This window comes from Rhodospirillales bacterium, from assembly GCA_020638175.1.
Classification (GTDB): Bacteria; Pseudomonadota; Alphaproteobacteria; order Micavibrionales; family Micavibrionaceae; genus JACKJA01.
Map to the genome: position 1 here is coordinate 778,502 of JACKJA010000002.1, position 16,447 is coordinate 794,948.

A 16,447-nucleotide genomic window follows, 5' to 3' on the forward strand; every position below is an offset into this window, starting at 1 on the left:
TTAACAAGAAAGGTCTCGGATGAGAAGGGCATATAAAACAGGCACGGAAAGCGGTTTTACGCTGCTGGAACTGGCCATTGTAATCATTGTTTCGGGGCTGTTGTTAACAGCGGCGATGCAGGTCTACAAATCAAGCCTTTCTAATGGGGATTACCGTCTGACCAATGACAATGTAGAGTTGGCGCAGGAAGCCATAGAAGAGTACTACGGGCTAAAGGGCCGCTATCCGTGTCCGGCAAATCCGGCGTTGCGTCCCGGTGATATCGGTTATGGCGTGGAACTATGTCCGCCGGCGAATATCGTGGACTGTTCGACGGCGCCGGTGGGGATCGTCTGTACAAGCGATGGTAGCCGCGATGCTGATGGTCAAGGGGGGGATGACCCGATTTTGATCGGGACGTTGCCTATCGTAACGTTGGCGGGAAATCCCTCAAAAAGGTCAAAAATCGAAGAAATTAATGGCCGGGACGGTTACGGTATGAAATTCACCTATGCGGTATCGGGATTAATGGCGGATACAGCATATACTGTTGATAGTCCGGCTAATCCTCATCTGGGGGGAATCAATCTACGTGACGAAAACGACCAGAGCCTGACGGATATAGAGGCATCCACCCATTTTGTCGTCATTTCCCACGGTTTTGACCAGGTTGGCGCGACACCCTATGAAGGAACGGCTGTTCTGGATGCCTGCCAAAGCAATACTTTTACACCGATCATTCCCGGGACTTTTGAGCCGGGAACCGGCGTGGCGAAAACAGACCGCGAAAACTGCGATAATGATGCTTATTTTGTGGCGGGGCTGCGGCGGTTGGCCGACAACGATAACTATTTTGACGATATCATCTATTATACTACAACCGCCTCTATGCCCTTGTGGATGACCTCTAACTTTTCTCCGCCCGGTCAGACATGGATTTACAACACCAATCTCGGCAATGTTGGCGTTGGTGATATAACGCCGACAACGCCGCTGCAGGCCGTAGGCGATATCCGTATCGAAGATCGGGTCGAATCCGAGCAAGGCTTTTGTAATTATCTGGGGGTTCCCGGTTATGCGTCGTCGACAGGCTGCTTGCAGCCCAGCTTTATATCCGGTGATGTCGGTGCGGGAACGGGCGGATATAAATGCCCGGATGGTAAGGTAGCCAAGGGCATTGAAAACAATCAACTGGTCTGTGAGGATTTGCTTCCGGGGGGGGCGGGGACGCACATTAACTTTAGTAACACATGTAGCTTAGGGCCGCCTCAGGAGTTCGTGACAGGAATTGTCGTTCGTAGCGACGGCACCGGGGATCTTATTTGCAGCACGTATCCCTGATCCTGTCGGGTTATGCGTTCTCTTTCATTTTTCTGTAGAAAGTTGATTTGGCAATGCCCAGCGCCGCCGAAGCGACGGTGACATTATCATGGCAATGGGCCAGAGCAAATGCCATGGCTTCTTGCTCTAGCTTATCCAAAGGGCGCAGAATACCGTTTTCATCGATCAAAGGCAAAGTCGCTACGCCCCCGATTTCTTTGCGGACCGTATCGTTTTGATCGGTTGCTCCGATTTCGGGTGAAGTGGACAGTGCGGAGAAATCTTCAGGCGTCAGCGTATCGGATTCGCACAAAACCATGGCGCGATTGATGGTGTTTTCAAGCTCACGTACGTTACCGGGCCATGAGTGATACGCCAGAAAATCAAGGGCTGCCGGGGAAATTTCCTTAAGAGGCCGAGCCTCCGATGCGGCCATGCGTTCTATGAAATGCCGGGCGAGCGCCGGAATATCACCGGGTCTTTCATCAAGGGAAGGAAGATGAAGGGGAAGTACATTCAAACGAAAGTACAAATCTTCCCGGAACCGTCCTGCGGCAACTTCGGTGGCCATATCCCTGTGCGTTGCCGAGATGACCCGGACATTGACCGGAACGGGCTTGTCAGCGCCAACCGGCATGACTTCTTTTTGTTGCAGGACACGCAGCAGTTTGACTTGTGCATCCGGCGGCAGGTCGCCAATTTCGTCGAGGAAAATAGTGCCGCCTTCTGCTTCCCGAAAGCGGCCGATAGATTTGGCGATGGCACCGGTAAACGCGCCTTTTTCATGTCCAAACAAGGTGCTTTCGACGAGCTGCGCCGGGATAGCGCCGCAATTAACGGCAACAAATGGTTTGCCGACCCGCCGGCTTTCGCCATGCAAGGCGCGCGCGAATATTTCTTTCCCCGTACCGGTTTCCCCGCTTAACAAAACCGGGATATCGGTGGCGGCGGCTTTTCGTCCGGTGCTGATGATATCCGCCAGCCCCCCGTCATGACCGATCAGCTGGTCAAAAGTAAAAGCGCCGTCCTCCTGCCGCTTCAGGCGCGAGATCTCTTTCTCGAGCAAGCTGGTTTTCAAGGCATTCCGGACAGCCACCTGCAAACGTTCAGCTTCTACCGGCTTGGTCAGGAAATCGTAAGCACCGGCTTTCATGGCATCCACAGCAACAGAAATGTCCATATTGCCGGTAAGCATAATGACCGGCAAACCCGGATAGCGCTGGGTTATAATATCCAGAATGTCCATGCCGCTCATCCCCGGCAGGCCAATATCAAGGATAACCAGGTGTATAGCGGAATCCTCTCGAAGGCGGGCAAGCCCTTCTGGCCCATCTGCGGCAATAAGCCCCGTATATCCCAGCCTACGGCCCAGCATCAGGCTGATGATTTCCTGCTGCATGGGGTCGTCTTCGATGATTAAAATGCGCGTACTCATAATTTCCAGTGTAGCTCTGAATTCTTAATATTCCCAGAATGAAACGTTTCAAAATGAAACGAATTCCCATTTTGAAACGAATGAATTTTTCTAAGTCATTGAAATATAATAAATATAATATGGCACGATTTTCGCTATGTAAAATAATAAAAAAGAAGGAGCGCATACCATGGAAACGATATTCGAACAGGCGGAAGAAAGGCTGATTAAATTAGTCGAACATGCCAGTCCGGAAACAAACCATAACTGCTGCATTCATATAAAGGCCGCCACTCTGGATCATCGTTATTTTACGCAACTGCCCACCATCATTACGCAATGGATCGGTCATGATGACCACGGCGCCATTCTGGTATGCCATGACAGGGACATTTTCGTTTTCTCAAAAAACATTACATTCAAGGTCTTTGTGAAATTCCGTGATCGCTTTTATGCCCAGTTCAAAAATGCCGGTGCCCGGGGGGCCGGGCTTGTGTCTTTCTATGACGTCACAATCAATGGCACAGGCCTCAGGGAACTGGCGGAACATAAACGGGAAAGAAAACTGATCCTGCGCAAGGAAGAGGAAGAAAAAAAGCGTCTGCAAAATCAGGAAAAGAAAAAAGAGGCTATTCTCAACGCGCCCTTGAATCAGGAATTGGTAAAAACATTGGTGCAACGGCGCCGGGACAGACAGAAAACAGAAGTGCTGGTGGTTGAAGACGATCCATTCTCTCGGAAACTGGTCGCAAATTCTTTGGGGAACAGCTACGACATTTTGTTCGCCGAAGACGGCCAGTCCGCCATTGCCACTTATCTGAGAACGGCCCCCGATGTCGTTTTTCTGGATATCGAGCTTCCCGACATAAACGGTCACGACATTTTGCGAAAAGTTCTGAGCGTGGATCCGGAAGCTTACATCGTGATGTTAAGCGGAAACGGAAATCTGGAAAACGTGATGAAAGCTGTAAATACCGGCGCCAAGGGGTTCGTTGCCAAGCCGTTTGCCAAGGAAAAACTGCTGCAGCATATCCGGAAATGCCCCAAAAACACTCTGGAAAAGATAGGAGCCTAAAGCGATGCGAATAATTACAGATCATGTTGATTATGAAATATTTTCTCTGGTTCAGGCTGTAAAAAAGGATCGGAATAGCTGGGAAGGCTGGTATGGCCTGAAAATAGATTTTCCTGCCGGTTTACAGGGGAAAGCATGGCCCGCTTTGCAAGGCGGCATACGGCATATTCTGGATATTTACCTGGACGATAAACAGGGTAGTATCTTCTGGGAGGGAGCCCAGACCATCCATATTTTCTGTAAGGATATTCAAAACGGCATCCTGCAAACGCTGGGCGGACAAATTTTGGATCTGGTCGCGCAGGAATCAGGGCAGGCAGCTCATTACAGCCTTTTTGATATCCGCCGTGACTATCACAGTTTTATAGATATATATGACCGGGGTCTCCCCAAATATAGCGCTGCTGAAGACGCCTGTAGCGCCATTGATGAACCGGTTTGCTCCTTTCCGGAAATACAGGATATCTGCAGCGACAAGGGTATCCATCTGAGCGACCGCAAGGTTTTGCTGGTTGAAGACGATCCGGTGACACGCTGGATGGTGCGGGCTTCCTTGAAAGATGAATGTCTGTTGGCAACGGCGACCGATAGTGGCAAAGCCATTGACCTGTACCGCACGTATAAACCGGATATGGTTTTACTGGATATTAATTTGCCGGGAAAAAGCGGCCGGGATGTTATCGCGCGCTTGATACACATGGACCCCGGCGCGCACATCGTTATGTTCAGCAGTCACGATTCACTTGAAAACATTGTCGGGACCATCGAAGACGGTGCCAAAGGGTTTATTGCCAAGCCTTTTAGCAAGGAAAAACTATTGCAATATGTTCATGATTGCCCGGCTGTCCGGTAACAGGAGGAAACTGTCATGGTACAGGAAAGTATATTTGCATCGGGTTTAAAACAAACGCTCAGAAAAGATGATGAAGTCTGTTATTCGCAGAAACTGGATACCTGTTTTCCCGGCAAGCTTTTGCTGTTTGCTGCGGCCGTGACATTGGCGGCTATTTTGTGGGTGGGAGGGTACAGTTACCAGATTTATCAAGTTGCAACGGCGGATCTGCAGGCGCATGTGAATGGAGGGGGGCTGGCGGATGCCGACATTGAAATGCAGCACCTTGTTAAAAAAATTTCCGGGACATTTTATTTTGCGATTGTGGCGGTCATTGCTCTGGCGGCGTGCTGGTTCTATGCCATTCGTAATTTGCGTCTTTGGAAAAAAGAAATTGAGTTTATAAGAGAAGAACAAGCCAGCCGGTTTGCGGAAAAAGAGCGCATGGAAGCGCAACTCAAAGTATATGTGAAAGAGGTGCAGGCCGCGCATCGACGGGCTATGAATGCCGTTGTCGAGGCGGAAAGCGCCAACAAGGCCAAATCCGAGTTTCTGGCGAACATGAGCCACGAACTGCGTACCCCGATGAACGGGATTATCGGTATGGTTCATATGCTTAAGGGAACGCAACTGGATGAAGAACAAAGTGAATATAATTCAGTTATAAGCCGGTCGGCCAACAGCTTGCTTTGTATTCTCAATGATATTCTTGATTTGTCAAAAATCGAGGCAGGCAGCATGGATCTGGAAAAAGCGCCTTTGCCCTTGCGCAAGGTTGTCGCGGAAACGGCGGAATTGTTTATGCCTCTTGCCAATGATAAGGGAATAACGTTCAAAGCCGATCTGACACGGAATTTGCCCCGTTTTGTAGAGGGTGACGAAGGCCGCTTTACGCAGGTTTTGAGAAATCTGGTTGGTAATGCGGTTAAATTCACCGATGAAGGCGGCGTTCACTTGACCGCGGAGTGGGACGGCGAATGCGCCTTTTTCAGTGTTAAAGATACGGGAATCGGGATTCCCGAAGACCAGCTGGAAATGATCTTCGGGAAGTTTAATCAGGCCAATAATACATCCACACGGCGTTATGGCGGAACCGGTCTGGGGCTCGCTATTTCCAAGCAGCTTGTTGAAATGATGGGCGGTGAAATCGGGGTGGAGAGTACCAAGGGTGAAGGGTCGAGATTCTGGTTCCGTCTGCCGATGGTCGAGCGCGAGGATATCGACGATATCCTTGACCGCTTTGTGCCGCGTCCCGGTGAAAAAAATGGCAAGGATGACAATATGACGCTGAATACGAAAGCCCGTATTCTTTTGGCGGAAGATCATCCAACCAATCAGTTCCTGATGAAAAGACTTTTGGAAAAGCTGGGCTTTGCAAAGGTCGATATTGTCGATAACGGCCAGATCGCTCTGGAGGCAGTTGAAAAAGACGAATACGATCTGATTTTGATGGATTGCCAGATGCCGGAAATGGACGGGTATGAGGCCACCGGCTGGATACGTAAGCTGGAAGAAGGGGGAATGCGGCATATCCCGATTATCGCCATGACGGCGAATGCCATGGTTGGTGATCGTGAAAAATGCCTGCGGTCCGGGATGGATGATTATATCAGCAAACCCGTCGATGCCCAAAAATTCACCTGTTTGTTGGCTCGTTGGTTGCCCGGTACAGTTTCGGCGCAGGAGACTGCTAACGATGAAGCTAAACGTCCGGCCGGGGATAAGAAAAACTCAAACCATCATCTTGTGAATATCGCTCATCTGGAAACGTTTACAGATGGCGACAGGGATATCGAGCAAGAGCTGTTTGATATTTTCTGTGAACAGGCGGAAATCGCTCTGGAACGGCTGACCAAAGCCCAGCAAGCTGACGACGAGAATGAGTGGAAAGCGTCGGCTCATAAATTCAAGGGCGCTGCCGCCAATCTGGGGGCGGAGCGACTTGCCGCGCTTTGTCTTGAAGCTGAATCGGGATATCAGGAATCAGCTCCCCGTAAGCAGGAATTTTTAGCGGCCTTGCAAGGTGGCTATGGCGAAGTTCAGGGCTTTCTGGATGAGCGTGTAGGCGGCGGGTAAAACGGTAACATCGTTTTTTGCCCATCGCGCTTGTGTATATCACCTGATTTTTCCGGTCCGGGTTTGTAATTCCGTAACGTTTCTATGTTACTCTCATATGATATAGTGAGCTGAATTATGCCTTCAGAAGGATTCTGATGGTTGCAAATGTAGGAAACATTTTAACGGCAGTACAGCAAAAGCAGCTGTTCGCCATACAAACGACCGCGCGTTCTCTGGACGGCGCGCAAGGGCGTCTTGCATCTGGCTTGCGTGTAAATTCCGCTATTGATAACCCTCAAAATTTCTTTGCGGCGCGATCGTTAAACAATCGGGCAAGCGACTTGTCCCGGCTTTTGGATGGAATCGGGCAGAGCATCCTGACTATCGAAACGGCGGATAAAGGCTTGCGGGCGGCGGAGAAAATTCTGGATCAGCTGGAGACGTATTTGCTGGAATATGAACGAGCATTTTTGAACGGGGAAATAGACGTAACCGCAACCGAAGAAGGGCCGACTTATCTGGGGCCGGCGGCCATCGGTGATCTGCAAAGCTATGCCGGCGCACAGGATATCGGTGGAACGGTGGCGCTTTTGGGGGGCGGTGAAAGTGGTTTTTATCTCGATGGTAATCTCTGGAAACGGTTACAGGTAGACTATGATGTGACCGCCAATACCGTTCTGGAATTTGATTTCCGGAGCACCAACATCCCCGAAATCGCCGGGATCGGCTTTGACAACGATACGAATTTTTCCAACAGCAACAATCAGTTTTTCCTCTATGGAACGCAGTTGACGGGCGTTACCTATGCGGCGCCGACGGGAACATATCAATATAGCGGCGGCGGAAGCTGGGTGCATGTGACGATTCCGGTCGGCGCTTATTTTACCGGCACCTTCAGCCATTTGACCTTTATCAATGATGATGACGGTGCGGGTGACGACGGGGACAGTTATTATCGGAACCTGTTGATACACGAGGGCGACGGTGGCATTACGCAGGGGCCCGATGCCGTCGATCAGAAATATGAAGACGAATACCAGAAGATGCTGGGACAGCTCGATTTTCTGGTGAATGATGCTCACTACCGCGGGATTAACCTGTTGCGGGATGATACGCTGACAACATATCTGAACGAAGACCGGACCAGCTTTATCCAGAGCGAAGGAATTGACGCCACCGCCGATGGTCTGGGGCTGGGCTATCTGAATTTTGCGGTTATCGAAGACGTTCAGGATGAAATCGGAAAAGTCAGGGAAACGCGCGAAACCTTGCGGCGCTATATCACGACATTGGCCACCGATTTGAACGTCATTAAAACCCGCGAAGATACGACGCGCGCAGTGATTAACATACTGGAAACGGGGGCCGATGAATTAACGCTGGCCGATCAAAATCAGGAAGGCGCGAAATTACTGGCGCTGCAGGTGCGGCAGCAAATCCAGTTTGCCAGCTTTGCGAAGCGGCCGGTGACGATCGCCGATTTCCTGTTATAAGGCTTTACCCTTCCAGCTCGGCTTTCATCTCTTCCAGCTCCAACCAGCGAATTTCATAACGCTCCAGACTAATTTCCGCCTCTTCGAGATTTTTAACCGTTTCATGAAAGCCGTCGGGATCGCGCTGGTAGAAATCGGCGTCGCCCAGCTGTTCTTTGTATGCCGCAATCTCGGCTTCGCGTTTGGTAATCTTGTCCGGGAGCTGTTTTAACTCTCGCTCCAGATTATAACTCAGCTTTTGTGCCGGTTTTTTGGGCGGCGACGTAGGCACCGCGGCGGCGGCCGGTTTGGCCGGGGAGGGCGCTGATGACTCCGCAGGGGATTCCTTGGGGGCAATCCCTTTCTTTTTCTCCAGATAATCGCTGTACCCGCCGATACAGCGCTCGATTTTACCGTTACCTTCAAAAGCCAGAATGCTGGTTACCGTCTGGTCGAGAAAATCGCGGTCGTGAGAGACGACAATTAGAGTGCCTGTGTAATGCGAGAGAATTTCCTCCAGCATATCCAGCGTGTCCATGTCGAGGTCGTTGGTCGGCTCGTCAAGGATCAGACAGCTCTGCGGGTTGGCCAGAACCTTGGCCAGCATCAGCCGGTTTTTTTGCCCGCCGGACAGGGTTGAGACTTTTTCCTGTACCCGCGCGGGATCAAACATGAAATCCTTCAGGTAACCGCAGACATGGCGGTGCTTGCCCATAACGTCGATATAATCGCCGCCCGAAGGAACCAGAACTTTCTTTAAACTATCGTTTAAATTCAAATCGCTCCGTTTCTGATCGAAATATGAAAATGTTAAATCCTTCCGGCGCTTGACGCTGCCTTGATCGGGTTTTAGCTCGTTAATCAACAGCTTAAGAAAGGTCGTCTTGCCGGACCCGTTGCGGCCTAAAATGCCGATCCGGTCGCCGCGCTGGATCCGTAGATTGAATTTATCCAGAATGATTTTCCGGGTGCCGTTATCTTCGAATGTCTTGCAGCTATTGTAAAATTCGGCCACGATTTTGGAGTTATTCTCGATGTCCTTGAGCGGTTTGATTTCGATCTTGGCTGTTGCCCGGTTATAGGCCGCCATATCATTCTTGAGCTGTTCGCGCAGCTTTTTGACCTGTTCGACGCGGCGCATGTTGCGCTTGCGGCGGGCCTTGACGCCGCGGCTGGCCCATTCGACTTCCTGTTCGACCAGCGCCTTGCGGTTCCGCAGCTCACGCTCTTCTTGTTCCAGCAGCATGGTTGACCAGTCATCGAAATGAGCAAATCCCCTGGGGCAGGTTTTGAGCGCGCCCCGGTCTAGCCAGAAAATCCGGTTGGTGACATTGGCCAAAAACGCCCGGTCGTGCGATACGCACAGCAGTGTCCCGCGATAGGATTTCAGATAGGTCTCCAGCCATTCAATCGCATCGAGGTCAAGGTGGTTGGTCGGCTCGTCCAGCAATAAAATATCTGGTTCCTCGACCAGCGCGCGGGCCAGTCCCGTCCGGCGCAGCTCTCCGCCCGACAGACGATCCATCTGCGCGGCCGGGTCCAGTTCCAGCGCTTCGGTCACAATATCGACCTTATAGGCGTGAAGCTCTTTTTCTTCTTCCTTGATCTCGCTGAAGATATACTCAAACACGGTCTGACCGGAGCGGGGGATGATATCCTGTTCCAGATAGCCGATCGAAACCCCTGGCTCTTGCCAGCGTTCGCCGTCATCCAGTTCCTTGGCCCCGGTGATGATATTCATCAGCGTCGATTTGCCGGCGCCATTCTTGCCGACCAGCGCAATTCGGCTGCCGTCATGAATATTAAAAGACAGATTTTCGAAAACGGGCAGGCCGCCGTAACGGACCGCTGCATCTCTGACGCTAAGGAGAAGTGAACTCATGACGCTGTTTGAACTATATTTTTCGCCGCGACACAAGCTTTTTCAAGTCTTCGATAATCATATAGACCGCCGGGACTAAAACCAGCGTGACCATCGTCGCGAACAAAATGCCAAAGCCAAGGGATAAAGCCATGGGGATCAGGAACCGCGCTTGCCGCGAGGTTTCAAATATCATCGGTGCCAGCCCGACAAAGGTCGTCAGGGTGGTCAAAAGGATCGGGCGGAAACGCTGGGTACCGGATTCAATGATTGCGTTTAAAAGAGCGATCCCTTCGGCTCGTTTGCGGTTGGCAAATTCGATCAGGATCAGGGAATCATTCACCACAACCCCGGCCAGTGCCATCATCCCGAACAGGCTCATAATGCTCAATGAATAGCCCATAACCATGTGACCGATTACGGCACCGATCGCGCTGAACGGAATGGCCAGCAAAATCATGAAAGGCTGGCTGTAAGTACCGAATAAAACGGCCAGCAACGCATACATGATAAATAAAACGGCGACCAGCCCCATCAGCAAACTATGGATAGAATCGCGAATTTCCGCCTGATGACCTTCAAAGGAATAGCTCAGGCCGGGATAGCGCTGCTGTAATTCCGGCAATATATCTTTTTTCAGGGAGGCAATGACCCGGTTGGCCTGTGATGGCGGTTCGACATCGGCGGTGACCTGAATGTTGCGCCGCCCATCCCGGCGGTTGATGGTGGTATAGGCACGGCCCTCGGTCATATCGACGACATCTGCCAACCGTACCTCTGATCCGTCCGGGGCCCGCAAGAACATGTTTTTCAACGTATATTCGGAATTGCGCTCATCTTCGGGCAGGCGCACCAGAACCCGGATTTCATCACGGCCCCGCTGCTGCTTGAGGGCTTCACTGCCATAAAAGGCGGCGCGGACCTGCCGGGCCACGTCCTGAGTGGCCATCCCCAGCGTGTAGCCCAGCTCTTTCATTTTGAAATCGTACTGTTTTTTCCCCTGCGCCGACCCGTCGTCGATGTCTTTGGTGACGTCAAATTCTTCCAGCGCCGCCGCCAGCCGCATAGCGGCCTCATCCAGAACTTCGGTGCTGCGGTGGGATAGCTCAACCGTCAGGGCTGCGCCCGATCCCGGTCCACCCCGGTTGGATTCAAAGCTCAGGCTTTCCAGCCCCGGCAAAGGGCCGGTTTCCTCACGCCACAACCGTGTCATTTCCGCCGTTGTCAGGGGCCGGACTTCCGGCGGCGTCAGGAAGGTGCGGACCCGGATGCTGTTCTCATTGATTTCGGCAAAAATCCCGGTGGACAGATCGTCACCGCCATGGCTGTCGACAACGGCTCGGGCGGTCTCTACCATCCGGTCGCGCACGGCCTCTACTTGTTGCTCCGGTGTGCCGATTTTCAAGGTGGCCGCGGCAAAGGCAAAATCAGATTCCACGCGCGGGAACAGCGTCATGCCCATACGGCCGCTCAGCGCATAACTGCCCATGCCAAACAGGAAGGCCAGAAACAGGGCCAGCGTTATATAGCGAAAATGCACAATGAAATGTAAAAACGGCCCGTAACGATGCGCGATAAAATGCTCGAAATGGCCGTTGAATTTCTTTTGCCGGTCAATCAGGTGCCAGAGAATCCCGTGCGGCATCTCGTTACTTTTACGGAACGTCAGGTGCGCGGGCAGGATAAACAGGCTTTCCACCAGCGACACCAGAAACGCGGCGCTCACAACAATCGGAATGACGCTGAAGACTTTGCCCATGATGCCCGGTACAAACATCAGCGGCAAAAACGCCACCATGTTGGTCAGGACGCTAACGGTGATCGGTACGGCAATTTCACGGGCGCCGGTGACGGCTGCTTTTAGCGGCGGATAGCCTTTTTGCCGGTAGTGATAGATATTTTCGCCGGAAACAATGGCATCATCAACCACAATCCCCAGCGAGATAATAAAAGCAAACATCGAAACAATATTGACGGTGAAATCCGTCATCGGGAACAAAAGGAACGCCCCCATAAAGGAAATCGGGATTCCCATTGCTACCCAGAACGCCAGCCGGACGTCAAGAAACAGCGCCAGGAAAATCACCACCAGCGTCAATCCCCACAACCCGTTTTTAATCAGGAGCTGCGCGCGCTGCTTAAACAGCTCGGAATCATCGTCAATAACGCCGATTTTCATTTCCGCGGGCAGGATCGCACCCATTTTCTCGATTTCTTCATAGACAGCTTCGGCAACGCCAATCGGGGTTTGGTCGCCGATCCGGTAGACATTCAGCAAAATCGCAGGCTTGCCGTCAAAACTGGCGCTTTGGCTGGAATCGTCAAACCCTTCGCTGATCGTCGCAATATCACCCAGCAGAACTTGCGCGCCGTTATCCTGTGTGATGACGGGAACATTTTTGAAGTCCGGGGCTGTGTCGCGGCGTTCGCTCATACGCACCAGAATTTCACCGTTTTCTGTTTTCAGGCGTCCGCCGCCCAGCTCCAGTGCAATCGTTTTGATCCGGCTGGCGATATCCGGAAGAGACAGGTTGTAACGGCGCAGATCTTCCTGTGAGATTTCGATATGAATCTCCAGATCCTTAATCCCGGATAACTCAACCGGCCCGATGTCGTTGTTGGCCTCCAGTTGTTCACGAAGACGCTCGCCGGCCTCGCGCAGGCTGTGATTGTCGACCGCGCCGTAAAGCGCCAGTTCCATCACTTCGCGCTTGCGGTTGTTGATGGATACGATCAGATCTTCGGCATCGACCGGAAACGTCGTTACGCGGTCAACGGCCGTTTTGATATCCTGCAAAACCCGCATGATATCGTCTTCATCGAGAATTTCCGCCGTCAGGCTGCCGGCCCCTTCGTTGGCGACAGAGGTAATCTCGCCCAGCCCCTCGACATCGCGCACGGCGTTTTCAAGCGCCAGAACGATGCCTTGTTCGACCTCTTCCGGGCTGGCGCCGGGATATGACATGCGGACGGTGACGGTGTCGGTGGCAAAGGTCGGAAAGACCTCCTTGATTGTCTTGGAATAAATAAACAGCCCGCCGAGAAGGCAAACGATCATCAGCAAATTGGCGGCGACGGGGTGTGACGCCATCCACGCGATCGGGCCGGGCTTTATATCCTTCAGTTCCTCAGGATCGAAATGACTCATGGCTGGCTCTCCGCCGTCCGCAGGGCCATGCCCTCAACCGGCACGGCGATCCCGGAGGTCACAATCCGGTCGTCTTTGTCCAGCCCTTCGGTGACGTAGGCATGTGTGCGATCCTCATAGATAATCTTTACGCTGCGGGAAACCAGCTTGCCGTCCTCTATCAGCCAGATTTTACCGCCGTCCCGCAGCCATTGCAGGGGGATGCGCAGTGTGTCGCTGGCAAAGCGTCGGCCTTCCAGCGTAACGCTGACATAATCGTAAAGGGTCAGTTGCGGCGCCCCCGGTATGGCTTTGTCGAGCATCAGGGGATCGACAACCGATACCAGAACCGTTGCCAGCCGGGTATCCGGATCCAGCGCCCCGGTCCATTTCAAAAGATGACCTTTGCGGCTGCCGTTGCTTGTTTTAATCACGGCCGGGCTGCCAATGCCGTTGCGCAGCGGGGTCGGCGAATAGGACAGCCACGGTAAAACATTAACCGGCACGGAAAGTTCAACCCAGTAGGTATCGGTGCTGACAAGCGTCGCCAGCGACTCGCCGGTGGAGACTTTATCGCCAAGCGTTGCGTGACGGGCGATTGCCAGGGCGTCGAACGGGGCGGTGATCGTCGTGCGCCGCAGGGCCAGTTTGGCCGTATCCAGATCCGCTTGGGCTTTGTCAATTTCGGCCTGCGCCTGCGCCAGTTGCGGCGCCCGCAGGGCCAGTTTGGGGTTGTCGAGCTTTTTGCCGGTCGTTTTAGCCAGCAGAGCCAGCTCATCCTTGGCGATATCCTGCCGTCCTTGCTCCAGCTGGAAATCGGCCTGTGCCTGTTTCAGGATAGCTTCCTGTTTTCGCACGGCTAGCTCGTAGTCCTCGGGATCAATCATTAAAACCGGTTCGCCCTTCAGGAAGGTTCCGCCCGGTACGAACTCAGCGGCCGTGTTGATGATTTCTCCGGAAACCTGCGCTTTTAATTCAGCGTCGACGGCGGGAATAACCTGTCCCATGGCCTCGATCAGGGCATTGAACTGGCCGCCTTCCGGTTGCCCTGTCTCGACCAGCAAGGCCTGCGCCGGTTGCGGCGGGCGCTTTTTGGCTTCTTCCGGGTGGCTGAAAAACCATGCGCCGATGCCCAGTCCCACGGCCAGAACCAGCAAAGGCAATAATCCCTTTTTCAGAAAAGAAATCACGAGGGTTCCTCCGTTTTATCTTTTTGCTCAGCCGTCAAGGCACGGTCCGTCCAGGCCCGCAGACCAATCGCCCGCCATAAGGATACACGGTCCAAGGCCAGACCAAGGCGTTCTTGTACGAGCTGCTGCTCCAGAGATTGCGTATTGATAAGCCCGTTCAGAACAACAATATAACTGCTGTCGCCGTTCGCATAGCTGATTTGTGCTTGCTCCAGCGTATTGCGGGCGGCGGCCAGCTGGTCTTTGACGGCTGCGATTTTGGCGGTTTGATGATAATTGCGTGATAAAGCATTTTCAACATCGCCGATCGCGGCCAGAACCGTTTCGCGGTAGGCCATAAACCGCTCATCGGCCAGAGCTTCCTGCCGGGCTTGTTCGGCGGCGCGTTGTCCGCCGTCAATGACGGGCATCACCAGCCCCAGCGCCAGATCCAGCGCCCAGACATCAAACAGGTTGGCAAAGGCCGTGCTGGCGGTTGAAAAATCAGCAGAAAGATCAAAAGCGGGCAGGCGGTCAATCCGTGCCGATTCCACGGCCCAGTCAGCACTTTTCACCTTGAGCCATGCGGCAATGATATCCGGGCGGTTATCCAGTAACTGCGCCGGAATGCCCGTCACGGGCAAAGGCAGGATATCCGGCAGCTTGTCACCGGCGATATCCAGCGGCACAGACGGGTTGCGCCCGGCCAGTAACGATATCTGGTGCTCGGTCAGCTCTATATTGGCCTGAATGTCGGGCAGCCGCGCCCGCGCGCGCTCCAGAACTTCTTTTTGCTGGAGAACGTCCAGCATTGCCGCCACGCCGCCTTCATAGCGTTTGTGCTGGAGCGCCAGAACCAGCTCGTTGGTTTCAATCTGGCCGTGCAGCAAGGTTTCTTCCTCGCGCAAAGACCGCAGTGTCAACCAGTTTTCAACAATAGAGGCGCTCAAGGTAATGGCCGCGGCCCGTGTTTCTTCAATGCTGGCTTGTGCCTCCAGATCGCCGGCCCGCCAGCTGGCCCGGTTGCCGCCCCATATATCCAGCTCATAGCTGGCGGCGCCGCGCAGGGAGAAAGTCGATGGCCCGGCATTGTCGCCGCGGCTGACGGCGCGCTCACCGGACAGGGTGGCATCGGGCAAAAGGTCTGAAAAATCGCGCTGAGCAGCGGCGGCAGCTTGTTCCATCCGTTTGCGGATCTGGTTCAGGCCGGGATTGTTGGCCAGCGCCTCATCCATTAACGCGTTAAGAGCGGGATCGTTATAATGTGTCCACCAGGGCTGGCTTGTATCAGCCACGGCCAGCAGGGCGTCCGGGGCAGAAGTTACCGGCGCGCGGGCATATTCTTCCGTCAGGGACACGGCCTCTTCCGGCGCATGCGACGGCGCAGCGGCGCAGCCACTCAACAGCGCTGCAATCGTCAGGAATGTCGTCAGGCCGTAAAAACGCACGTGTTATTGTCCTCCCCGTCTGGATTATATTATGTAGAAAATTATACGGATCAGGGAAAGGTATCCTTCGCAAAAAGAACAACCTTATCTTGCCCGGGGACATGATAATGCACTAACCGTGCCAGTTTAAGAACAATAAAAGGGAGGAAGGGGAAGTAAAAAAAGAGAAGATTGCCACCCGGCGCCAGGGCCGGATGACAATGCAAATAATGAGCTATTAAGCGGCTTCTTGCAGATTAGCAGCGCTGCTTTTGTTGCTTTTCGGGTCGTTTTGAACTTCAAAAGAAATTTTCTGACCTTCGCGCAGCGTGTGCATGCCGGCTTTGTTAACGGCGCTTACGTGAACGAAAACATCGTTGCCGCCATCGTCAGGTTGAATGAAGCCGAAACCTTTTTGGTCGTTAAACCACTTTACTGTACCTGTTTGTTGCATTGTTTTATCCTTTCGCAGAAAACAGTTATCGGGGCGTAGCCGCACCGTGCGGTCTACCTCCCCAGTTCGATTGGAGTACTATTCGAAAAACTGAACTTTTCAGGAAAGGTGAATTTTGAGGTTCACTATCTTCCACGTATCTTTGGGAAGATACCTCAAGAAAGCTCTGTCCGTAAGAGCGCTTTATCAAACTGTGGCCGGACAGTGACAGCTTTTACTGGCCGTGTCAACAAAATGCGCTTTCCGGGGCGCCTGTAT

At 52.9% G+C, this 16,447-nt stretch carries 11 protein-coding genes; 5 read left to right on the forward strand and 6 right to left on the reverse strand.

What is annotated here, in order from left to right; genetic code table 11:
* The first annotated feature begins 19 nt into the window (after nucleotides 1–19).
* Nucleotides 20–1,321 (forward strand): type II secretion system protein, encoded by a 1,302-nt coding sequence (locus H6868_03795; GenBank protein ID MCB9988441.1) that lies wholly within the window; start codon nucleotides 20–22, stop codon nucleotides 1,319–1,321.
* Between the two features lie 10 nt (nucleotides 1,322–1,331).
* Here H6868_03795 and H6868_03800 read toward each other — a convergent pair whose 3' ends face one another.
* Complete coding sequence (locus H6868_03800; GenBank protein MCB9988442.1) at nucleotides 1,332–2,735, reverse strand: sigma-54-dependent Fis family transcriptional regulator; 1,404 nt, start codon at nucleotides 2,733–2,735, stop codon at nucleotides 1,332–1,334.
* A 169-nt stretch (nucleotides 2,736–2,904) separates the two neighbouring features.
* On the opposite strand from H6868_03800, the gene H6868_03805 reads away from it, so the two are divergent.
* The 4 genes from H6868_03805 to H6868_03820 all read left to right on the forward strand — a co-directional run bounded on the left by H6868_03805 (nucleotide 2,905) and on the right by H6868_03820 (nucleotide 8,172).
* A complete protein-coding gene (locus H6868_03805) occupies nucleotides 2,905–3,789 on the forward strand; it encodes a response regulator (GenBank protein MCB9988443.1) in 885 nt (294 codons plus the stop codon).
* 4 nt (nucleotides 3,790–3,793) lie between these two features.
* Entirely contained in the window at nucleotides 3,794–4,642 is an 849-nt protein-coding gene (locus H6868_03810) for a response regulator transcription factor (GenBank protein MCB9988444.1), read from the forward strand.
* A 15-nt stretch (nucleotides 4,643–4,657) separates the two neighbouring features.
* Complete coding sequence (locus H6868_03815) at nucleotides 4,658–6,697, forward strand: response regulator (protein ID MCB9988445.1); 2,040 nt, start codon at nucleotides 4,658–4,660, stop codon at nucleotides 6,695–6,697.
* Nucleotides 6,698–6,834: 137 nt separating this feature from the next.
* The gene (locus H6868_03820) at nucleotides 6,835–8,172 is read left to right on the forward strand and encodes a hypothetical protein (protein ID MCB9988446.1); all 1,338 of its coding nucleotides are present in this window, start codon (nucleotides 6,835–6,837) and stop codon (nucleotides 8,170–8,172) included.
* Between the two features lie 4 nt (nucleotides 8,173–8,176).
* Here H6868_03820 and H6868_03825 read toward each other — a convergent pair whose 3' ends face one another.
* From H6868_03825 to H6868_03845, 5 genes are all read right to left on the reverse strand, one after another.
* Nucleotides 8,177–10,033 carry an ATP-binding cassette domain-containing protein gene (locus tag H6868_03825; protein MCB9988447.1) on the reverse strand — a complete coding sequence of 619 codons (1,857 nt, stop codon included), beginning with the start codon at nucleotides 10,031–10,033 and terminating at the stop codon, nucleotides 8,177–8,179.
* A 13-nt stretch (nucleotides 10,034–10,046) separates the two neighbouring features.
* Complete coding sequence (locus H6868_03830; GenBank protein MCB9988448.1) at nucleotides 10,047–13,160, reverse strand: efflux RND transporter permease subunit; 3,114 nt, start codon at nucleotides 13,158–13,160, stop codon at nucleotides 10,047–10,049.
* Nucleotides 13,157–14,329: an efflux RND transporter periplasmic adaptor subunit gene (locus H6868_03835; protein MCB9988449.1), complete on the reverse strand. Its 1,173-nt coding sequence runs from the start codon at nucleotides 14,327–14,329 to the stop codon at nucleotides 13,157–13,159. The genes H6868_03830 and H6868_03835 overlap by 4 nt, the downstream gene beginning before the upstream one ends.
* Complete coding sequence (locus tag H6868_03840; GenBank protein ID MCB9988450.1) at nucleotides 14,326–15,756, reverse strand: efflux transporter outer membrane subunit; 1,431 nt, start codon at nucleotides 15,754–15,756, stop codon at nucleotides 14,326–14,328. The genes H6868_03835 and H6868_03840 overlap by 4 nt, the downstream gene beginning before the upstream one ends.
* A gap of 217 nt (nucleotides 15,757–15,973) precedes the next feature.
* A complete protein-coding gene (locus H6868_03845; protein ID MCB9988451.1) occupies nucleotides 15,974–16,189 on the reverse strand; it encodes a cold-shock protein in 216 nt (71 codons plus the stop codon).
* Between the last annotated feature and the right edge of the window lie 258 nt (nucleotides 16,190–16,447).